The following is a 17,915-nucleotide window of genomic DNA, read 5'->3' on the forward strand; positions in this document are numbered from 1 at the left end:
GGTAGGCGGCTCGTTGTCCGGAGTTCGCGAAGGCGAACGCCAAGGTCAGGCCGAATATGCCTGGCGACGGACAGCCTGCGCGCCCGGCAGCAGCCTCACGTCCCAGTTGCCGCCTGTTCGCGGCCACCAATTGCCTCCAGCCTTGCGCGCACACGGATGTCATCCAGGACGCGGCGCGCTGCGCCTTGTCTGCGGCGCCAGAGCACAAAAAACCAAATTGTCGCGACCGTAAAGATGCCGGTAGTTACCGCGTACAGCAGAAACCCAACGGTACTCTTCGGGTCTGTTGTGCCCAACCCGACACCCGACGGGACTGCGATTCCCAGGCACAGCGTGAAGAACGCGAGCGCGTCCTTTTCCTGGCCGGCAGCGTCTTCTAATGCTCTGAGGTCTGTCTCCATTACCTCATATGTAACAATCTTGCCGATTCGGCGCAAGTCGATATGGGGCGCATTCCGATTCAGTGTGAAGATCGGCCTATCCTCGCTTGGCATTCAGCTTCTCCCAGAGCCCAGACGCCATCAGATCGACCAGCACACAATTGCCGCAGTTAGCGCAACTCGCCGACACGCAGGGGAGTCCACGAGTTCCATGGCTCGCAGGCAACGGCTCTGAGCTAAGCATGAGCGTGATGTACCCACTAAGCGACCACTTGGTGGCGCCGCACATCGGACAGCCGCGCTTGCCCCATGCGCGCCATAGGTGCTCGGCCACTATCTGAAGTTCTACGTCGCTTATCTGGTCGCTGCCTGCCACAGCGGCAGGCTACGCGGATCGCTTCGATGTGGCAAAAATTGCGCCGTCACTCGTCGAACAGGCTCAACTGCGCCATCCTGCGCGGCGCGGGTGGTGGCTCTGACGGCGGAGGCTCCGGAGCGGGCGTAGGTGCCACAGGCGCAGCCGGCGCGGCGCCTACCAGCCGGAGGAACCCGCGCCCGTTCGGCAGGGCTCGCGCTGGCGCTGTAGGCGCTCCCGCGGGCGGCTCCGGCAGCTTCAGCGCCCTCGGCTTCGGCGGCTCCGTGGGCGTCTCGGCGAGCGCCGCCGTGACGAGCTCCTCGATGCTCCACACGTGGTCGGTTAGCCCGGCCTCCATGGCGGGCGTCACGCGGTGCGCCTCGTGCGGGCGGCAGAAGTTGTAGAACGCCATGTGCAGCGCAACGGCCGCCTTGTGGTGCGGGAGGCGCTTGCTGAACCCGTTACAGAGCCGGGTGAACCGCCGGATGTGCATCCGGATCGTGAGATTCTGGCGCTCCACGTGGCTCGTGCTGGCGCGCTTCATGTCGGGCACACCGAACACGGGCGTCTTCGTGATGAACGGCTCGCGGGGCGGCTCGTAGCGGTGATCGTCGTCCTTGCGAGCCTTCCGGTTGTAGCGCTTCACCACTTGCGCGTAGTCGACCGAGCCCGCGAGCGCGAACGCACCGCCGACGGCAGCGACGTAGGGCGCCCAGCCGTCGCTGTAGAGCTGCGGGATGGTCACCAGACGGGCGCGCAGATCCTTGATGAACGCAGCGGTGTTCTCCTCGTCCCGCTTCCCGACGCGGAAGCTGATGACCAGCTTCGACGCGCTCGCCATGCCGACGAAGGTGTATGCCTCGCCGACCTCGGGCGAGTCGCCCGGCAGGACGCGCGCCTGCTTCTTCTGCACGTAGCTCCAGATCTCGTCCACCTGGACCGTCAGGCAGTCGACGTCGCGCACGAGCCGGTTGTGCAGCTGCTCGCAGCCTTCGCCGACGCGCAGCAGCAGCGCCAGGATCGCAGGCTTGCTCACATCGGTGAGCCGCGTCGTGGGCCGGATGCCGGCTCCCTCGACAAGATGCGCGACGACCTCGACGCGCTTCGCCATGGGCAGCACGTGTGCCATGCAGGGGCTTGCCTCTCTCCATTGGCCGGCCCATGCTGCGCCTTGCGACGAGCGCTCTGTGGGCCACCACAGGGTGTGTTGCAGCCCTGTCTCCGGGGACCAGCCGGGGACAGGGCGCTTTGCTAAGTACCCTGGAAAGATAGCACCGAGCGCCTATGTTTCTCGGCGTTTCCGTGTGGCTCGGACGCGCGATGTCCTAGCCCGCGTGCGCGATTACAGCCTGTTTGACGGCTCTTTCGCGCTGTCGGTTGCTGGCGCACGCGGGCCTCGATGGGCTCGTGGTAGGGTCGCAGCATGCGCGTGCGGCTCATGCTGGAGAACGGCGGCCACGCCATCACCAAGCGGCCGCACCTCTCGGAGGTGCCCGCCGTGGGCTCTTTCGTCCTTGCGGAGCGCGCGCGGATGGTGGTGAGCGTGGAGCTCCGTGCGGAGCGCGGAGAGGCGGACGTCTACCTGCGCGAGGACGCCGACGACCTCATGATGCAGGTGATCCCGGAGGCGCACCTAGCCCACATCGAGCTCATGAAGCGGTACGGGTGGGACGTGGAGGAGGAGGTCGCGCTGATGACGTGGCTTCGACATCGGATCGAGCGTCACGACGACGAGCCGGTTGGTCAAAATTGAGCCTATGCCACCGCTGCGTCAGATGTTCTCGGTTTAAGCCTGCTCGAAAGGCACCATCGGCTGCGCTCGGAGCCACGACACTACATCATCGAATGATGCAGCATCATCGATGTCGTTTTGCATGCGTCGCACTTCTTCGTGGTCCGGGCTTGCGAACCTCAAGCCATCGATGGAAAGCTGGTAAACCAGAGCCATGCTAGGAAATTGCACGCACGCGTCTCCGAGACTGACCACGTTCTTGCTGAGCGAGTAGAAGATGGCCGCAGCCCCGGATATGGCGCTTGGGTAAGGTCCTGCAAGGTCCTTGGCCTCTCGCCAGCAGAGAAATAGCGCGTGTTCGCTAGGACTCTCATCCCAGCTAGATGAGAGTCCCAGGCTGGTGCATAAATCTATGAGCTCGCGGCACCCGATGAGCATTACCGTCGAGGCTGCCCCTTCGGATCCATGAGCTTCAGGTCAGCGTAAAACTTAGCCAGCGGCGGGGGGAGACTATTCAACCAAGCCGTCATCCTGGCTACCCCATCCCCATTGTGAGCCGCCTGCGGGATAGAGGACGACCTATCGGGCGCCTCTGCCGCGCGAGCTGCCGATCCTGTGTTTCCGTCCATGATCTACCTCTTGCCTAGTGTCTACAGATGCATATACGCCATGGCGTATCAAAATTCCACTTCCACTTGCGCTAGTGCCATCGGGCGAACCCAAGCAGGTGGGCCTCTTGGCACGGGTCGTGCTCAATCTACGCGCTCGCGTACACTACTACTGTACGGTTTGTCGTAAGGCAGTCGGGCGGACCGCGCCGGTCGGACGACGCCACGCGGCACCAGGTATGACATACCTGCCATGGATCAGCGCCTGACCATCCCGTCGGCGCCCAGTCCAGTCGTCAAGGCTGCGGCTGGTCGGTTGGTCAAAATTGACCAGTACCAGCGCGCTCGCCCGCGACCACAATGCATCCTGGTCCTTCGCGAGCGCGCTCGCCCGCGACCACAACGCGTTGTGGTCCTTCGCGAGCGCGCTCGCCCGCGACCCCAACGCGTCCTGGTCCGCCTCGATGCATCTCATGGAATGAACACGCCTTTTTCAGGCGACGTGAGCCATCTCACAAACAACGGCTCGTGCACGCCGGATCGGCCGCGGCGGCGCGGGGGCGCGACAGGATCCGCCGCTCAGCCGCCCTGCGTGAGGTACCGCAGGAGCGCGGCCTCGTCGCTCGTGATCAGCCGCTTGATGCTGTCCCTCCTCGCATAGCGCTGGGCCTGCAGCTCGCCGACGACGCTCTGCACGAGCACGCCGACCCTGCGGAAGCCCCGGAACCAGAGCGGCCGGAGGCGGTCGAGGGCGGCCTCGAACGCGGGATCGTTCCGGCCGGGAGCGGCGCGGACGTCGAGGAGGAGGGCATACCGCGAGCGGCCCAGCCCATCCAAGGAAACGCAGACCGACGCCACCGAGGCCTCGAGCTCCTCGAGCGAGGCGAACGGCTTGCTGCTGCGCACATTCCAGACGATGGCCATCGGCGCGTCGACAAGGACCGCGTAGTAGTCGTTCTGCCAGACCGGCTTCGGCGCGGGGGCGAGACGGCCCGGCATGTCAGCTCAGGGCGCCCCGGGGAGCGCGGGCACGGAGCGGGGTCGCGCGTCGTCGATGGCGCGGCGGCGCATCAGGAACGGCGCGTGCACCTGATCGTCCTTGTAGTTCGAGCAGAGCACGTACATCGCGATGTTCACGGCGAGCCGGAACGCGCGCTCGCGCTGCGCCTCGCCCCCGGGCGTGACATCGACGCTCGAACCGCCGCCGTCGGAGCGCGCCAGCGCGCCGGCGAGGTCGTGGTCGGAGAAGATCACCTGCGGCATGCCGCCGCGCACGATCGCCGAGAGCTTCTGCGGGCCCTCGACGCGGCCGACGGCGCGCGGGAGGAGATAGAAGGAGCGGAAGACGACGTTCTCGGTGCCGATCGGGATGGGCGAGCCCTCCGGAAGGACACGGGCGAGCTCGCGACGCGCGGCGCGGCCGAACGCGCCGCTCCCCGGGGCGAAGTCGTCGACGAAGAGCACGCCGCCCAGCGCGAGGAAGCGCCGCAGGCCGAAGACCTCACGCTCGGTGAGCGGCGGGAGATCGCCCTCGCCGCCCCAGAGCGCGAACGGCTCGGCCAGCAGCGCCGGGTCGTCGGCGCGGACCGTGGTCGGGTTGCGACGCGCGGGCGCGCTCGTCCGGCGCTCCAGCTCGAACGACCAGCGCGCCGGCGCGGTGGCGCGCACGCCCTCCCACCGCGCGTTGCCCGTGAGCAGCGGCCGCGGGTTCCACGCCCCCTCCTCGCCGAAGGCGCGCGCCGGACGCGGCACGGCCGAGAGGAGCAGCGCCGAGACAAGCACGAGCGCCGCCGCGACGAGGCGGCGGAGCCCGGAGGAGCCGGCCCTGGCGAGCCACCGTTTCAATCGAAGTCCTCGACCCGCCATACACCCGCCTCGCGCCGGAGCTTCACCTCGTGCCCACCCGGGATCTGAACCGTCGCGGAGTCGCCCGCAATCCGGACCTCGAGGCCCTCGGGCTGGGCGAGCCCCTCGACAAGCGAGCGGAGGTCGCTCTCGATGGCGCTGCGCGTGGCCGGCGTGAGGACCCGCAGCAGGCCGGCGTAGCTGCGGCGCGCGAGGACGCGGCGGAGCTGCTCCAGCGCCTGCTCGGGGGTGCGGCCGCCCGCGGGCAGCGCGTCGGCGGCCGAGATCCGGAAGGCGCGCTCGCGGTCATCGAGCTCGAGCGTCGCGATCTCGCCGTCCGGGTAGCGGACCCGGGCGCGGGTCTTGACCACCACCCCGGGCGCCGTGACGCTCCTGGCCTGCTCGGCGAGCTCGGCGCGCGCCTCGGCCACCCGCCGCCGCACCTCCTCGCGCGACGTCGCGGTGCGGCTCCGCTCGCTCAGCATGCCGTAGATGGCGTCGGCGTCGCCGCGCGCCGCCGCGTCGGCGTAGGTCCGCACCGCCTCCTTCGGGTCGGGCAGCGAGGACGACGCGCACGCGAGGCCGGTGAGCGGCGCGAGGAGCGCGAGCAGCGAGGTGAGGGCGCGCGGCACAGGCCGAGCCTAGTACATCGGCGGCGGCGCGTCCCGGCGCCGTCGAGACACGTGGAGACCCGGCCGTGGTAAGGCGGCGCCCTCCGCGCCTCGACGATCTCCTCCACGACCTGCACGACCTGAACGAAGCCATCGCCGCATGACCGACGTTGTTGGAAAGCTCTGGGGGTTCTGCCACACGCTCCGCCACGACGGCATCGATCATGGAGACTACATCGAGCAGATCACGTACCTGCTCTTCCTGAAGATGGCCGCCGAGCGGGGCCTCGATCTCTCGCGCGTCGAGGCAGGGGCGCCCCGCGGCGAGGTCGAGCCGATGGATTGCTCCTGGCCGGCCCTGCGCGCGACGAGCGGGCAGGCGCTGCTCGACCGCTACGCCGAGGTCCTCCGGCGCCTCGACAAGGCCCCCGGCGTCCTGGGGGAGATCTACGCGGGCTCGCAGGCGCGCTTCAAGAGCCCGGCGAACCTCCAGCGGCTCGTCGACCTCATCGACGACGTCGCGTGGACGCGCCTCGGCGTGGACATCCAGGCCGCGGCGTACGAGGGGCTCCTCGAGAAGGCCGCCGCCGAGGGGAAGAAGGGCGCGGGGCAGTACTTCACGCCCCGCGTCCTGATCCAGTCGATCGTGCGGTGCATGCGGCCCGACCCGCGGGGAAAGCCGGGCTTCGCCCTCTGCGACCCGGCGTGCGGCACCGGAGGGTTCCTTGTCGCCGCCTGGGAATGGCTCGAGGCCGAGGCGCGGGGAACGCTCGATCGGGAGGCGGCGGGCCAGGTCAAGTCCACGGTGTTCTTCGGCCACGAGCTCGTCGCGCGCCCCCGCCGGCTCGCCCTCATGAACCTGTACCTCCACGGGATCGAGCCGAGGATCGCCCTCGGCGACTCGATCGACGCCCCGCCGCCGCCCGAAGAGCAGTTCGACGTGATCCTGACGAACCCGCCGTTCGGCACGAAGGGGGCGCACCAGGCGCCGGCCCGCGAGGACTTCGCGATCGCGACGGCGAACAAGCAGCTCAACTTCATCCAGCACGTGCTGACGATCCTGAAGCCCGGCGGCCGGGCGGCGATGGTCCTGCCGGACAGCTGCCTGTTCGCGGACCAGGCAGGCGCCGTGCTCGAGATCCTCGCCGAGGGCTGCGATCTGCACACGGTGCTCCGCCTGCCGCGCGGGACGTTCACCCCGTACAGCCCCGGCGTGAAGGCCAACGTCGTCTTCTTCACGAAGGGTCGCGCGACGGAGAAGGTCTGGATCTACGACGCGCGGACGGGCGTGCCGTCGATCACCAAGAAGGATCGGCCGCTCTCGCCGGCGCACTTCGCCGAGTTCGAGCGGTGCTACGGCGACGACCCGGAGGGGCGGGCGCGGCGCGAGGCGGCGAGCTCCCGCGAGGGTCGCTTCCGGAGCTTCGAGCTCCGCGAGGTCGAGGAGCGCGAGTTCAAGCTCGACGGGTTCAAATGGCTCCGGGAGGAGTCGGCCGACGACGCCGGCGAGCCGCCGGAGCCGGAGGAGCTGGCGACCGACGCGATCCAGGAGCTGGAAGAGGCGGTCGCCGCGCTGAACCGCGTGCTCGCGCTGCTCGAGGGCGGGGCGAAGGCGGCGGAGGCGTGAGCGGGCGCCTGCCCGAGGGGTGGGCCGAGACGACGCTCGCGTCGCTCTGCTCGCACAGGAGCGGGAGCTCGAAGCTCATCAAGGGGAGGCTCCACGCCGAGCAGCGGCCCGGGCGCTTCCAGGCGTTCAGCGCGTCCGGCCCCGACGTGTGGTCCGACCGCTGGGAGCACGAGGGCGAGGCGATCGTCGTCTCCGCCGTGGGGACGCGGTGCGGGAAGGCGTTCAAGGCGCGCGGGCGGTGGTCGGCGACCGCGAACACCCACGTGGTCTGGCCGGACCCGCGGGCCATCGACGTCGACTACCTGTTCCTCCACCTCAACGACGAGGGCTTCTGGGCGAAGGGCGGCTCCGCGCAGCCGTTCGTGAAGGTGCGCGAGACCTTCGAGCGCCCCTTCGCGCTGCCTCCCCTCCCCGAGCAGCGCCGCATCGTCGCGAAGGTCGAGGCCCTGCTCGGCGAGGTGGACGCGGCGAGGGCCCGGCTGGCCAGGGCGTCGCTCGTCCTCAGGCGGCTCCGGCAGGCCGTGCTGGCGGCGGCGTGCTCGGGCAGGCTCACCGAGGACCTCCGCGCGCCGGACGCCGCCGCGCCGCCTTCCGCCGAGCTCCCGGAGGCCCTGCGGCGCTCCTGGCCGGCGGCGCCGGGCGCGGGGCGCGACGGCGGCTCGACGCGGCGCCTGCCGGCGTCGTGGGGCCTCTGCCCGCTCGGCGCCCTCGTCGACAACCACGACGGGCGGCGCGTCCCGGTGAACTCCACGGTTCGAGGGGGGCGCCGGGGACCGTATCCCTATTACGGCGCGTCGGGCGTCATCGATTCGATCGATGGCTATCTGTTCGACGGCGACTACCTGCTCGTCGCCGAGGACGGCGCGAACCTCCTGTCCAGGACCACCGCGGTGGCCTTCGCCGCGAGCGGGCGGTTCTGGGTGAACAACCACGCTCACGTCGTCCAGCCGAAGGCCGGCGTGGTCCTCGGGTACCTCGAGCTGCTCCTGAACTCGCTCGATCTCCAGCACCACGTGACCGGCTCGGCGCAGCCGAAGCTCACGCAGGCGGCGCTGAACGGCATCCCTGCCCCGCTGCCGCCGAGCGAGGAGCAGGCGGAGATCGTGCGCCGCGCGCAGGCGCTCTTCGCGCTGGCCGGCGCGGTCGAGGAGCGCGTGGCCGCCGCCGCGGCCCGGGCCGACAGGCTCGCGCAGACGATCCTCGCCCGGGCGTTCTCGGGCGAGCTCGTCCCCACCGAGGCGGAGCTCTCGCGCGCAGCGGGCCGGGACTACGAGCCGGCGGCGGCGCTCCTCGGCCGGGTTCAGGGCGAGCGCGCGGGCGTCGTGGCAAGGAAGAGCGCCGGCCGGCGGTAGAACACCGATCGCTCGAAGACCGAGAATGAACCACGGGTCGCAAGCCACCGCAGCCCGGAGAGCTCCTGGCGGGAGCTCTGACGCTCGGAGCTATCTACCCGCCTTCTGCGCTCCCAGCGCCAGCATCGTGTCCCAGAACATCTTCTCATACGCCTGAAAGAGCCGGGTCGTGCGATGAATCGCCCGGGGCGCCACGCCGCGATCGAGCCCGTCCTGCACGATCGCGACCGCGGTGTCCTCGAACGACGGCAGCGCCGCGAACGCGTCGAGGAACGCCGTGGGCTCCGGGCCGAAGCCGTACCGGTCGCGGAGCGCCCGGGCCATCCTGCCGCAGTTGAACCCCCAGGCAGGAAAGTTGATGAGCAGGGCGCACGCGATCTCGGCCGCCGAGGCGTTGGCCGCTGCCCAGGCCATCTGGGTGGCGTAGGCGAACCCCTCCGCGGTGACCTCGTAGCGATCCAGGTCGTCCCCGGTCATGCCGAGCTTCTGGCCCATGGCGGCGATCCCGCCGGGCGCCGCGAGCTCGCCCTGGAGGACGCCGCTCCAGAAGTCGCGAAAGGGCGTGTCCGCGAAGCGCTGGAGCATCATCGCCATCGAGCGCAGATCGCTGAGCGCCACGTGGTGCTGATGGCCCGGAAACGCCTTCAGCCCCTCGAGCGTGACCTCGCCCCGCTCGATGGCGCCCGGATAGGGGTGGGCCCTCAGCTGATCGTCGATGTTGCGGAGCTCTTCGCGGATCTCGTTCACCAGCGCTGTCGCGGCCTTCATGGATGCCTCCTTCGATCGGGCCCCATCCTACTACCGCGTTGCCGCCAGGATCCCACAACCTGCAGGGGCGCTACCCGCGGGCGCGCTCCGCGAAGAAGCGGGCGTTGATCTCCCGGTAATGTCCCCACTCGGCCGGCAGCTCGTCCTCATCGAAGATGGCGTTCACCGGGCACTCGCCCTCGCAGGCGCCGCAGGAGATGCACGACTCGGGATCGATGTAGAGCTGGAGGCGCGCAAGGCGCGTCGTCCGCTCTTCTTCGGGGATGCGCGCGATCTCGTCGATCGGGAGCGGGCCGTGGATGCACTCGACGGGGCAGACGGAGACGCACGCGGTGTCGCAGGTGGCGATGCAGGGCTCGGCGATGACATAGGCCATGAAGGGTCCTTTCCGCGGCACGGTCGTCCGCGCTCTCTCTCCTTGCCTGGTGCACGGCGCGTACCCGCGGCCCGAGCGGCCCTTTCCCGGGCCCGCGCTGGCCTTGTGCTGCCCCGGCAACGCCCCTACGGTGCCGCGCAACGCCATTTCGGTGGCCTCGCTCCGCGCACGATGACCGCCCCCGCCGATCGCGCCGTTCTCCTGCTCGCCGACCTCGGCGAGGCCTCGGCGCGCGCGCACACGGAGGCGACGCTCGTCCCCGCGGTGAGCGCCGTGCTCGCGCGCCATCTGCCGCTCCGGCGGCTCGATCTCCGCCGCGGCGCGGCCGCGCCGGGCGCGCCGGAGATCCGGCGCGAGGCGGGCGGCGAGACGCTCGCCGTCTTCGCGCTCCGCGACGCGGAGGGCGCCGTCGGCTGCGCCACGATGGCGCTCGGCGAGGGCGCGACGCTCGAGCTCTCGCCCGCCCTGCTCGAGGCGCTGGGCCGCCTGCTCGCCGTGGCGCTCCGGCAGGTGCAGGTCCTCGGGCGCGTCGCGGCGATCGCGCGCCGCGCGCAGGGCGAGAAGCGGGCGCTCCAGGAGGAGCTCGACCGCGTCGCCCTGCCCCGCGAGGTGGTCGCGGCGGGCCCGGCGATGCGGGCGATCTTCCAGGAGATGGTGCCGCTCGTCGCGCGGCAGGACACGACCGTGCTTGTGCGCGGCGAGACGGGCACCGGCAAGGAGGTGATCGCGCGCCGCGTCCACGCGCTCTCGCGCCGCGCGGAGCGGGCGTTCCTCGCGGTGAACTGCGGGGCGCTGCCCGAGGGGCTCGTCGAGAGCGCGCTCTTCGGCCACGAGCGCGGCGCGTTCACCGGCGCCGCGGCGCGGCACCACGGGATGTTCGAGCGCGCAAACGGCGGGACGCTGCTGCTCGACGAGGTCGGCGAGCTGCCCAAGGCGGCGCAGGCGAAGCTCCTGCGCGTGCTCCAGGAGGGCGAGATCGAGCGCGTCGGCGGCGAGGGCGCGGTGCGCGTCTCGGTGCGGGTGATCGCCGCGACGCACCGGCCGCTCGAGGCCATGGTCGCGAGCGGGGCGTTCCGTGAGGACCTCTATTACCGGCTGCAGGTGTTTCCCATCGTCGTCCCGCCGCTGCGGGAGCGGCCCGAGGACCTGGAGCCCCTCACGCGGGTCATCGTGGAGAAGGTCGCGGCGAGCTTCGGCCGGCCGCCGCCGCGGGTGAGCGCGGAGGCGATGGCGCGGCTGCGGGCGCACGATTGGCCGGGCAACGTGCGGGAGCTGGAGAACGTGATCGAGCGGTCGATGGTGATGTCGACCGGGGACGAGCTCATCCTGTCAGCGCCGCTCGCCGCGGCGCCCCGCGCGGCGGGGCGCGCGATGACGTACAGGGAGGCGGCGCAGCGCTGCATCGAGGAGGCGCTGCGGGCCTCGGGCGGGAAGATCTACGGGGAGGACGGGGCGGCCGCGACGCTCGGGCTGAAGCCGACGACGCTGCAAAGCAAGATGCGGAAGCTCGGGATCCGGCGGGAGGGCAGCGAGAAGGGCTGACTCGAGGCCGGCGCGCCCGGGCTTCCGGGCACCGCGCGATCCGGCGCCGTCGATACGCCCGCGTCAGCGCTCCGCGACGGCGAGCCGCTCGACGGCGCGGACGCCGCGCTGCGGGGGCCAGTAGCGCGCGGCCCAGTCCACCGCCGACTCGTCGGAGAGCACGCGGAAGCCGGCGCGCGCGAGGAGCTCATGCATGGCGTCCCGGGTGAGCGGCGCGCGGATGGGCTCGCGCAGCGAGCGAAACGCGCGCCTCATCAGGCGCTGTTTCCAGGCGGGCACAGGGTCGTCGGGGAACATCCCGTAGGTGAGCGCGATGCGGCTGCCGAGGGCCGAGAGCGCCGCCACGAGGCGCAAGGTGCCCTCGACGGCCTCGCGCGTGAGGTACGGGATCACGCCCTCCCAGATCCAGAACGCGGGGCGAGCGGCCACGGGACGAGGCGGGCCGCGAGCGGGTCCGGCGCCACGCGGTAGGGCTCGGGCATCTCGGTGTAGAGCGCCCGCAGGGCAGCGACGAGGTAGGCGGTGAGGCTCGGGCGTTGGGCTCGCACGGGGGTGCCTTGGTTCGCGGTGTGCCGCCCGGGATCGCCCGCGGCGGGGACGCAGCGTACATGCCACGTCGCCGGCGCGCCGTCATGTCGTCGTTCCGTCGTGGTCCAGTCGTCGTTACAGGGCGCAGTCGACGATTGTTCACACTCCATGCGTCAGCGCGCTGTCGCTGCGGAGATCCAGGCCGCAGGGGCGCGAGCGCGGCGCCGCGTCAGATGCACCGGTTCTTGCTTACCGCGTGGCCGCCGGGCGGTAGAGCCGCCATGGCGCGTCGAGAAGTTAACGATCGCCCTTCATGTAAAGTGCGGGGCTGCGTTCATCCTTCAGGAGTGTTGAGCATGAGAGCGAGTCTGGCTTGCGGAGCGATGGTCATCTTGCTTGCCCAGGGCATGCTGGGATGCGGTGATGAACCGGATCCCGGTGGAACGGCGTCGTCGAGCTCCTCGACGGGCAGTAGCGGTGGCAGCGGCGGGGAGGGCGGCCAGGGCGGTGACGGCGGCAATGGCGGCAATGGCGGTGACGGCGGCAATGGCGGCAGCGGCGACGCCATCGCGTGGACCCCTTGCCCGCTCCTCACCGACGGCACCGGCGAGGACGCCGAGTGCGCGGAGATCCCGGTCCCGCTCCACTGGGACCAGCCGGACGGCAAGACCATCACGTTCTTCGTCAAGCGGAAGCTCTCCGCGACGCAGCCGAGCCGCGCTCAGCTCTGGCTCCTGAACGGCGGGCCGGGGTATTCCGGCGCCGATTTCGAGCCGCTCGTGGAGCTCCTCGGCGCCATCGACCCGACGCTCGACATGTACATGCCGGACCACCGCGGCACGGGTCGCTCGAGCCGCCTCGGCTGCCCGGACGGGGAGACGCCGGAGAGCGAGTCCGGCAGCTATCTCACCGACGCCGAGGTGGCCGCCTGTCTGCCGGAGCTCAAGGCCGAGCTGGGCGACGACATCAAGGGCTACACCGTCACGAACGCCGCGCGCGACGTCGGCGAGATCATCGAGCGGACGCGGGTCCCGGGCAGCGACGTCCTCGTCCTCGGCGGCTCCTACGGGACGATCTGGGGCCACCGTTACCTCCAGCTCTACCCCGACCAGCCGTCGGCGGTCTCGCTCACCGCGCTGGCCGTCAACTCGCACCTCTCGGACATCGATAGATGGCTCAACGACCTCGGCCAGCGGTTCATGGGCCTCTGCGGCGCCGACCCGTCCTGCTCGGACAAGCTCGGCGCCGACCCGTGGGCGACGATGACGGAGACCCTGGACGCGTTCGAGGAAGGGGCCTGTCCGGAGGTGGCCGCGCTCGGCTACGACCGGCAGCTCTTCCAGACGCTGTTCGCGCAATTCCTGTATCAGTGGGCGCCGAGGCCGCTGATCCCGACGCTGATCTACCGGCTGAGCCGGTGCTCTCCCGCCGACGTCGGCGCGTTCACCCACCTCGCGGGGCTCCTGTTCGCGCCCCTCCCCGAGCCGCTCTCGCCCACCCTGCGGTTCTACTCCCCGGTGCTCCGCAACAACATCATCCTGTCCGAGCTCTCGGCCGACCCGCCGCCGCCCGTGTCCGACGTCGAGGCCTTCCTCGGCCGGGCCAACGTGGCCCTCGGGCTGACGGACCACCTCGCCGCGCTCCACGAGAGCTGGCCGCGCTACACCCCCGACGCCCACGCAGGGCAGTGGGCCACGACGAGCGTCCCCCTGCTGCTCCTCCACGGGGAGCTCGACTTCATCCCGAGCGCGATACCGGAAGCGGTCGCGAGCCACCTGCAGGGCCCGAACCAGACCTTCGTGATGCTGCCGCGGGCCCCCCACGGCCTGGAGAGCCCGACCGATGTCATGGGCGGCTCATGCGACCTGGATCTCCTGCTCCAGTTCCTCGCGGATCCCGAGGCGCCCCTGGACACATCGTGCACGGAAGAGGTCCTGCCCCTGGATTTCAGCGTCGCTCCGGGGGTGAGCGCCGCTTACCTCGGCACCGAGGACGCCTGGGAGGGCGATCCGGGCGCGGAGCGGCGCGCGTCGCGCGCGCCCTCGCCCGAGCAGGAGCGCACGATCGCGCGCGTCCGCGAGGCCCTGCGCGACGCGCGCCGCCGCGCGCTGCTCCGGCCGCTGCTCCCCTGACCGGCTCACCGCGCGCCGATCAGCAGGAGACCGCTCGGGTCTGCTAGGCTCGCCGGCGTGAACGAGACACCTCCGGAAGCGTGCGTCCTCCGGTTCGAAGGAGGCTCTGCCCACGGCCCCAACGGGGTATTCGGCGCATGGACCGTCACGGTCGACACGGCGGGGGCGCTGTCGATACGCGGTCAGGTGCTCGGGCGCGACGTGGCGCCTCGCTCCGCGGCGCTCTCGCCCGGGGAGCGGCAGGCGCTCGCGAGCGTCCTCGATGGCCTCTCCTCGGTGCCTTCCCGGCGCTCGACCCGCATGGGCGTCCCCGACGAGAGCATGCTCGACATCACCGCGGCCACACCTGCAGGCCCGACGACGCTCCATCTCTGGCAGCGCGAGGCGCAGACCCTGCCGCCCGTCGCGGCGCTGCTCCGCTGGATCGACGCCATCATCAAGACACACGCAGGCCACGCCGCCGCGTTCGCGTGAGCGGCCGACACGAGGTCCCGCCGCGCTGACAGCCGGCCAGCCTGTAGGGACTCTGGCCCCAGAAGAACCGCTCCCGGGACGCGGCGCGTTCTGCTAGAGCGACAAACGGGTTGAAACCCCGAAAAAAAGCAGAACGTACCAGGCGGCGGATGCGTCGAAGAACATGGAGATCGACTCGTCGACCTTCCACTCCGGAGCTACCTCGGCTTCCACGGCCCCGCGCGGTCGATGTGGTACGACGACGTGGCGGTCGCGCCGGAGCGGATCGGCTGCGCCCCCTGACGCGCCCGGGCGCCGCGCCCGACAGCGCCTCGGGTCCCGGCGGTTCAACCCTCCTCGCCTGATCACCGCATCAGAAGCCGACGTGCAGGCCGATGGCCCCCGCGCTGATCACGGGGGTCAGCGCCGCGCGCGGGCTCGCCTTCGCGTCCCGTGAGGGCAGCAGCAGCAGGCCGGCGACGCCGACGCCAGCGCCGACGGCGAGGACCGCGAAGCCGGCGTTGGAGACGTTGGCCAGCGTGTTGGCCGTGCTGAGCTCGCCGCGCCGGCTCGGAGGGCAGCGGTCGTCCGGACACGCCTCGGCGAGCGCCCCGGACTTCGAGAGCGTGAGCGCGCCCGCGACGGCCCCGACCACCAGGCCGACCGCGCCGACGCTGAACCCCGTGGCCATCAGCACCGTCCCGGCGCTCCCCGCCGGCGGCTTCGGCGCGGGCGCCGGCCCCGCCGCGCGCGGCGCCAGCGCGCCCGGCGGCGCGCCAGCGGGACCCAGCGCAGCGGGGGGCGCGTCCTCCAGCGCCGGGACGGTGACGACGATCGTGGCGCGCTCGGGCGGCACCTCGACGTCGGTCGACCACGCCCTCTTCCCCGGCGCCGCGGCGGCGACGCGGTGCTGGCCTGGATCGATGGGGAACGGCGCGTTCAGGGCGGCGCTGTGCAGCGGCTCGCCGTCGAGGGTGAGGCGCAGGCTCGCGGGCGGCGCAGCCATCCTGACCTCGAGCCGCGCGAGCCGCTTCTCCAGCGCCTCGCGCTGCGCGCGCGCGAAGCCCTCGCGGTCCTTCCGGCCTTCGCGCCGCGCGACCTCCTCCACCGAGCTCAGCTCGGCCCAGGCGGTCGCGAGCTTCCCCACCTTCTCGTGACAGACGGCGAGGTTGAGGAGCGTCCCGGGCTTCGGCTCGATGCGCTGGCTCTCCTCGAACTTGTCGCAGGCCTCGGGGTACTTCCCTTCCTTGAAGAGGTCGCGCCCCTGTCGAAAGAGCACCTCGGCCACGGGCTTGACCGCGCGTTGCGCCGACGCCGCGCTCGACAGCGCGACGGCCCCGAGCAGCACGCCGGGGCCGAGGAACGAGAGCCCTCGCTTCATGTTCCCGATTCACTCACGCTGGTCGAGGAGCCTCTCCACGTGACCCTGGCTCAACCCCCCGGCGCGCGGGGTCGCGGCGCGCGGGGTCGCGGCGCGCGGGGTCGCGGTGCGCGGCGGCGCGGCGCCCGAGGCCCCTGCGGCCGCCGAGGCGAGCGGCGGCGCGGCGCCCGAGGCCCCTGCGGCCGCCGAGGCGAGCGGCGTCGGCGCGGCGGCCGCCGAGGCGAGCGGAGCCGGTGCGGCGGCCGCAGAGGCGAGCGGCCGCGGCGCTGGCGCGGCGCCCGGGACCGCGGCGGCCGCAGAGGCGAGCGGCGCCGGCGCGGCGGCCGCAGAAGCGAGCGGCGCCGGCGCGGCGGCCGCAGAGTCGAGCGGCGGCGGCGGCACGACGGCGGCCGAGGCGAGCGCCACAGCGCTCGAGCCGTCCAGCGGGGGGAGCCCGGCGGGACGCCCGGCCGCCCACATCCACGTCGCGGCGAGGAGCCCCGCGGCCGTCGCGACAAGGAGCTTCCAGCGCCTCGCCGCCGTCGCCCGTGCGGCCGGAGCGATCGACGGCGCCTCGACGGCGGCCAGCTCGCGCAGCGACGAACGATCCCCCGCGTCCGCTCCACGCACCGGGTCCACCCCCCCGGCGGGCGGCCCCACCTTGGGGAGGGTCGCGCCTCCAGGGCTCGCCATCGGCCCGGCCGTGCTCTCGGTGACCGCGATGGCCGATCCCCCGGGCGCAGTCGAGGGCTCCGGCGTCGGGACGGTACCGGCGTCCGAGCAGCGGTCCGGCGCCCAGCTCCCGGCGGTCGCCGAGGGCCCCGTCTCGAAGGGAGCGCCCGTCTCCAGGGTGGCCGCGTCCTCCCGCGCCGCGGGCGCGAGCCCCGGGCTCCACGTCGCGCTCACAGGCGCCACATCCTCGGTGGCCGGAGACACCCCTCCCGGCGTCCACGTCCCGCTCGCCGGCCCCACCTCCTCGGTGGCCGCAGGCTCCAGGGCCGATGACGCCAGCCCCGACGTCCACGTCGCGCTCGCCGGCGCCACAACCTCGGTGGTCGAGCGCGTCTCTCCCGGAGCCCACGTCGCGACCGGAGGCGCCGAGACGGGCTCCTCCGGCGCGCGGCCCCGCGTGAGCCCGATCCCGCGCGCGGCGTCCAGCAGCGCGGCGACTGCCCTGCTCGCGCTCGGAGGCCTGTCGCCCGCGCGCTTCTCGAGCATCGCGAGCACCGGCAGGTCGAGCTCGCGCGGCAGATCGGCGCAGACGCTCGACATCCGCGGCGGAGGATCCGATACGTGCTTGTACATCATCTCCACGGCGGACTCGCCGGTGAACAGATGCTTTCCCGTCAGCATCTTGTGAATCATCACGCCGAGCGCATAGATGTCCGCGGGCGGCCCGATCCGCTGCCCGCGCGCTTGCTCGGGCGCCATGTACTGCGGCGTGCCCAGCACGACCCCGGTGCTCGTCTCCTCCGAGCCGTCCGCGAGCTTCGCGATCCCGAAGTCGAGCAGCTTCGGGAACCAGGTCCCGTCGCGCTCCGCCGCGAGGAAGACGTTGTCGGGCTTCAGATCCCGGTGCGTGATCCCCGCCTCGTGCACGGCGTCGAGCGCGTCGGCGATGCCCCGCAGGATGGGGACGATCGTCGGGAACGGCAGCCGCCTCCTGCGCCGGCACAGCTCGCCCAGCGTGAGGCCGTCGAGCAGCTCCATGACGAAGTAGTGCCGCTGCAGCTCCTGGAGCACGCCGAAGGAGAAGATATCGATGATGTTGCGCTGGCGGATCCGGTTCACCGCGCGCGCCTCGGCGACGAACCTGGCGACGGCCCGAGGCTGCGCGGCAAAATGCCCGTTCAGGACCTTGATGGCGACCTGCTTGCCGATGATCGGGTGCTCGCCGGCGTAGACCTCTCCAAACGTGCCTGCGCCGAGCTTCCGCTCGATGCGGTACTCGCCGACCATGGTGTGCGCCGCGAGGAGCGGCTCGGCGGGGAGGCTCAGACGCGTGGGCAGCAGCGGATTGCCGTCTGCCGGACACGCCGTCACATCCTCATCGTACACCGCACCGCACTTGGGGCACCTCGCCATACTGAGCCATGGAAGCTAGGGGTCGCGTGGTCCCGGCTGCCCCCACGCGGGGCAAGTCGTCATGCAAAGCCCTAGAATATCGAGGTCGCGCGGTCTTGGCTACCCCTATCCCGGGCGCCGCCGGGCGCTGTTCTCATCGCGCTCATCGTGCTCGTCGCGCT

The 17,915-nt window shown here is 71.7% G+C and carries 17 protein-coding genes; 6 read left to right on the plus strand and 11 right to left on the minus strand.

Annotated elements, in window-relative coordinates; translation table 11 throughout:
- Positions 1-95: 95 nt before the first annotated feature.
- Together WME75_RS29205 and WME75_RS29210 are read right to left on the minus strand one after the other, a co-directional pair.
- On the minus strand, positions 96-494 hold the full coding sequence (locus WME75_RS29205) for a hypothetical protein (protein ID WP_437477840.1): 399 nt from the start codon (positions 492-494) through the stop codon (positions 96-98).
- Between the two features lie 308 nt (positions 495-802).
- Positions 803-1,864: an IS1 family transposase gene (locus WME75_RS29210; protein ID WP_437477843.1), complete on the minus strand. Its 1,062-nt coding sequence runs from the start codon at positions 1,862-1,864 to the stop codon at positions 803-805.
- Between the two features lie 294 nt (positions 1,865-2,158).
- On the opposite strand from WME75_RS29210, the gene WME75_RS29215 reads away from it, so the two are divergent.
- Positions 2,159-2,488, plus strand: coding sequence for a hypothetical protein (locus tag WME75_RS29215; protein ID WP_437477846.1), 330 nt, complete (start codon positions 2,159-2,161; stop codon positions 2,486-2,488).
- 1,166 nt (positions 2,489-3,654) lie between these two features.
- Here the strand turns inward: WME75_RS29215 and WME75_RS29220 are convergent.
- Genes WME75_RS29220 through WME75_RS29230 form a run of 3 tightly spaced genes read right to left on the minus strand, consistent with a single transcriptional unit; the run spans position 3,655 to position 5,552 of the window.
- Positions 3,655-4,074, minus strand: coding sequence for a hypothetical protein (locus WME75_RS29220; RefSeq protein ID WP_437477849.1), 420 nt, complete (start codon positions 4,072-4,074; stop codon positions 3,655-3,657).
- A gap of 6 nt (positions 4,075-4,080) precedes the next feature.
- Positions 4,081-4,920, minus strand: a complete 840-nt coding sequence (locus WME75_RS29225) for a DUF4159 domain-containing protein (RefSeq protein ID WP_437477852.1) — start codon at positions 4,918-4,920, stop codon at positions 4,081-4,083.
- Complete coding sequence (locus WME75_RS29230) at positions 4,917-5,552, minus strand: hypothetical protein (RefSeq protein ID WP_437477853.1); 636 nt, start codon at positions 5,550-5,552, stop codon at positions 4,917-4,919. Before WME75_RS29230 ends, WME75_RS29225 begins: the two co-directional genes overlap by 4 nt.
- A gap of 139 nt (positions 5,553-5,691) precedes the next feature.
- On the opposite strand from WME75_RS29230, the gene WME75_RS29235 reads away from it, so the two are divergent.
- Entirely contained in the window at positions 5,692-7,158 is a 1,467-nt protein-coding gene (locus WME75_RS29235; protein ID WP_437477856.1) for an N-6 DNA methylase, read from the plus strand.
- Positions 7,155-8,510 carry a restriction endonuclease subunit S gene (locus tag WME75_RS29240; protein WP_437477860.1) on the plus strand — a complete coding sequence of 452 codons (1,356 nt, stop codon included), beginning with the start codon at positions 7,155-7,157 and terminating at the stop codon, positions 8,508-8,510. The genes WME75_RS29235 and WME75_RS29240 overlap by 4 nt, the downstream gene beginning before the upstream one ends.
- A gap of 90 nt (positions 8,511-8,600) precedes the next feature.
- Here the strand turns inward: WME75_RS29240 and WME75_RS29245 are convergent, their stop codons facing one another.
- Positions 8,601-9,278 carry a hypothetical protein gene (locus WME75_RS29245; RefSeq protein ID WP_437477863.1) on the minus strand — a complete coding sequence of 226 codons (678 nt, stop codon included), beginning with the start codon at positions 9,276-9,278 and terminating at the stop codon, positions 8,601-8,603.
- Positions 9,279-9,348: 70 nt separating this feature from the next.
- Entirely contained in the window at positions 9,349-9,654 is a 306-nt protein-coding gene (locus WME75_RS29250) for a 4Fe-4S dicluster domain-containing protein (RefSeq protein ID WP_437477865.1), read from the minus strand.
- A 171-nt stretch (positions 9,655-9,825) separates the two neighbouring features.
- Here WME75_RS29250 and WME75_RS29255 point away from each other — a divergent pair, with 171 nt between their 5' ends.
- Positions 9,826-11,196, plus strand: a complete 1,371-nt coding sequence (locus WME75_RS29255; RefSeq protein WP_437477868.1) for a sigma-54 interaction domain-containing protein — start codon at positions 9,826-9,828, stop codon at positions 11,194-11,196.
- A 63-nt stretch (positions 11,197-11,259) separates the two neighbouring features.
- Here WME75_RS29255 and WME75_RS29260 read toward each other — a convergent pair whose 3' ends face one another.
- On the minus strand, positions 11,260-11,625 hold the full coding sequence (locus WME75_RS29260; protein WP_437477871.1) for a class I SAM-dependent methyltransferase: 366 nt from the start codon (positions 11,623-11,625) through the stop codon (positions 11,260-11,262).
- Positions 11,586-11,744 (minus strand): hypothetical protein, encoded by a 159-nt coding sequence (locus WME75_RS29265; protein WP_437477874.1) that lies wholly within the window; start codon positions 11,742-11,744, stop codon positions 11,586-11,588. Before WME75_RS29265 ends, WME75_RS29260 begins: the two co-directional genes overlap by 40 nt.
- A 363-nt stretch (positions 11,745-12,107) precedes the next feature.
- On the opposite strand from WME75_RS29265, the gene WME75_RS29270 reads away from it, so the two are divergent.
- Together WME75_RS29270 and WME75_RS29275 are read left to right on the plus strand one after the other, a co-directional pair.
- The gene (locus WME75_RS29270; protein WP_437477877.1) at positions 12,108-13,856 is read left to right on the plus strand and encodes an alpha/beta hydrolase; all 1,749 of its coding nucleotides are present in this window, start codon (positions 12,108-12,110) and stop codon (positions 13,854-13,856) included.
- Between the two features lie 57 nt (positions 13,857-13,913).
- The gene (locus WME75_RS29275; RefSeq protein ID WP_437477880.1) at positions 13,914-14,330 is read left to right on the plus strand and encodes a hypothetical protein; all 417 of its coding nucleotides are present in this window, start codon (positions 13,914-13,916) and stop codon (positions 14,328-14,330) included.
- Positions 14,331-14,682: 352 nt separating this feature from the next.
- Here the strand turns inward: WME75_RS29275 and WME75_RS29280 are convergent, their stop codons facing one another.
- Complete coding sequence (locus tag WME75_RS29280) at positions 14,683-15,690, minus strand: tetratricopeptide repeat protein (RefSeq protein WP_437477883.1); 1,008 nt, start codon at positions 15,688-15,690, stop codon at positions 14,683-14,685.
- A gap of 9 nt (positions 15,691-15,699) precedes the next feature.
- Positions 15,700-17,727, minus strand: a complete 2,028-nt coding sequence (locus WME75_RS29285; RefSeq protein WP_437477886.1) for a protein kinase domain-containing protein — start codon at positions 17,725-17,727, stop codon at positions 15,700-15,702.
- Positions 17,728-17,915: the final 188 nt, after the last annotated feature.

Source organism: Sorangium sp. So ce1014, from assembly GCF_051521505.1.
In the GTDB taxonomy this organism is placed as follows: Bacteria; Myxococcota_A; Polyangia; order Polyangiales; family Polyangiaceae; genus Sorangium.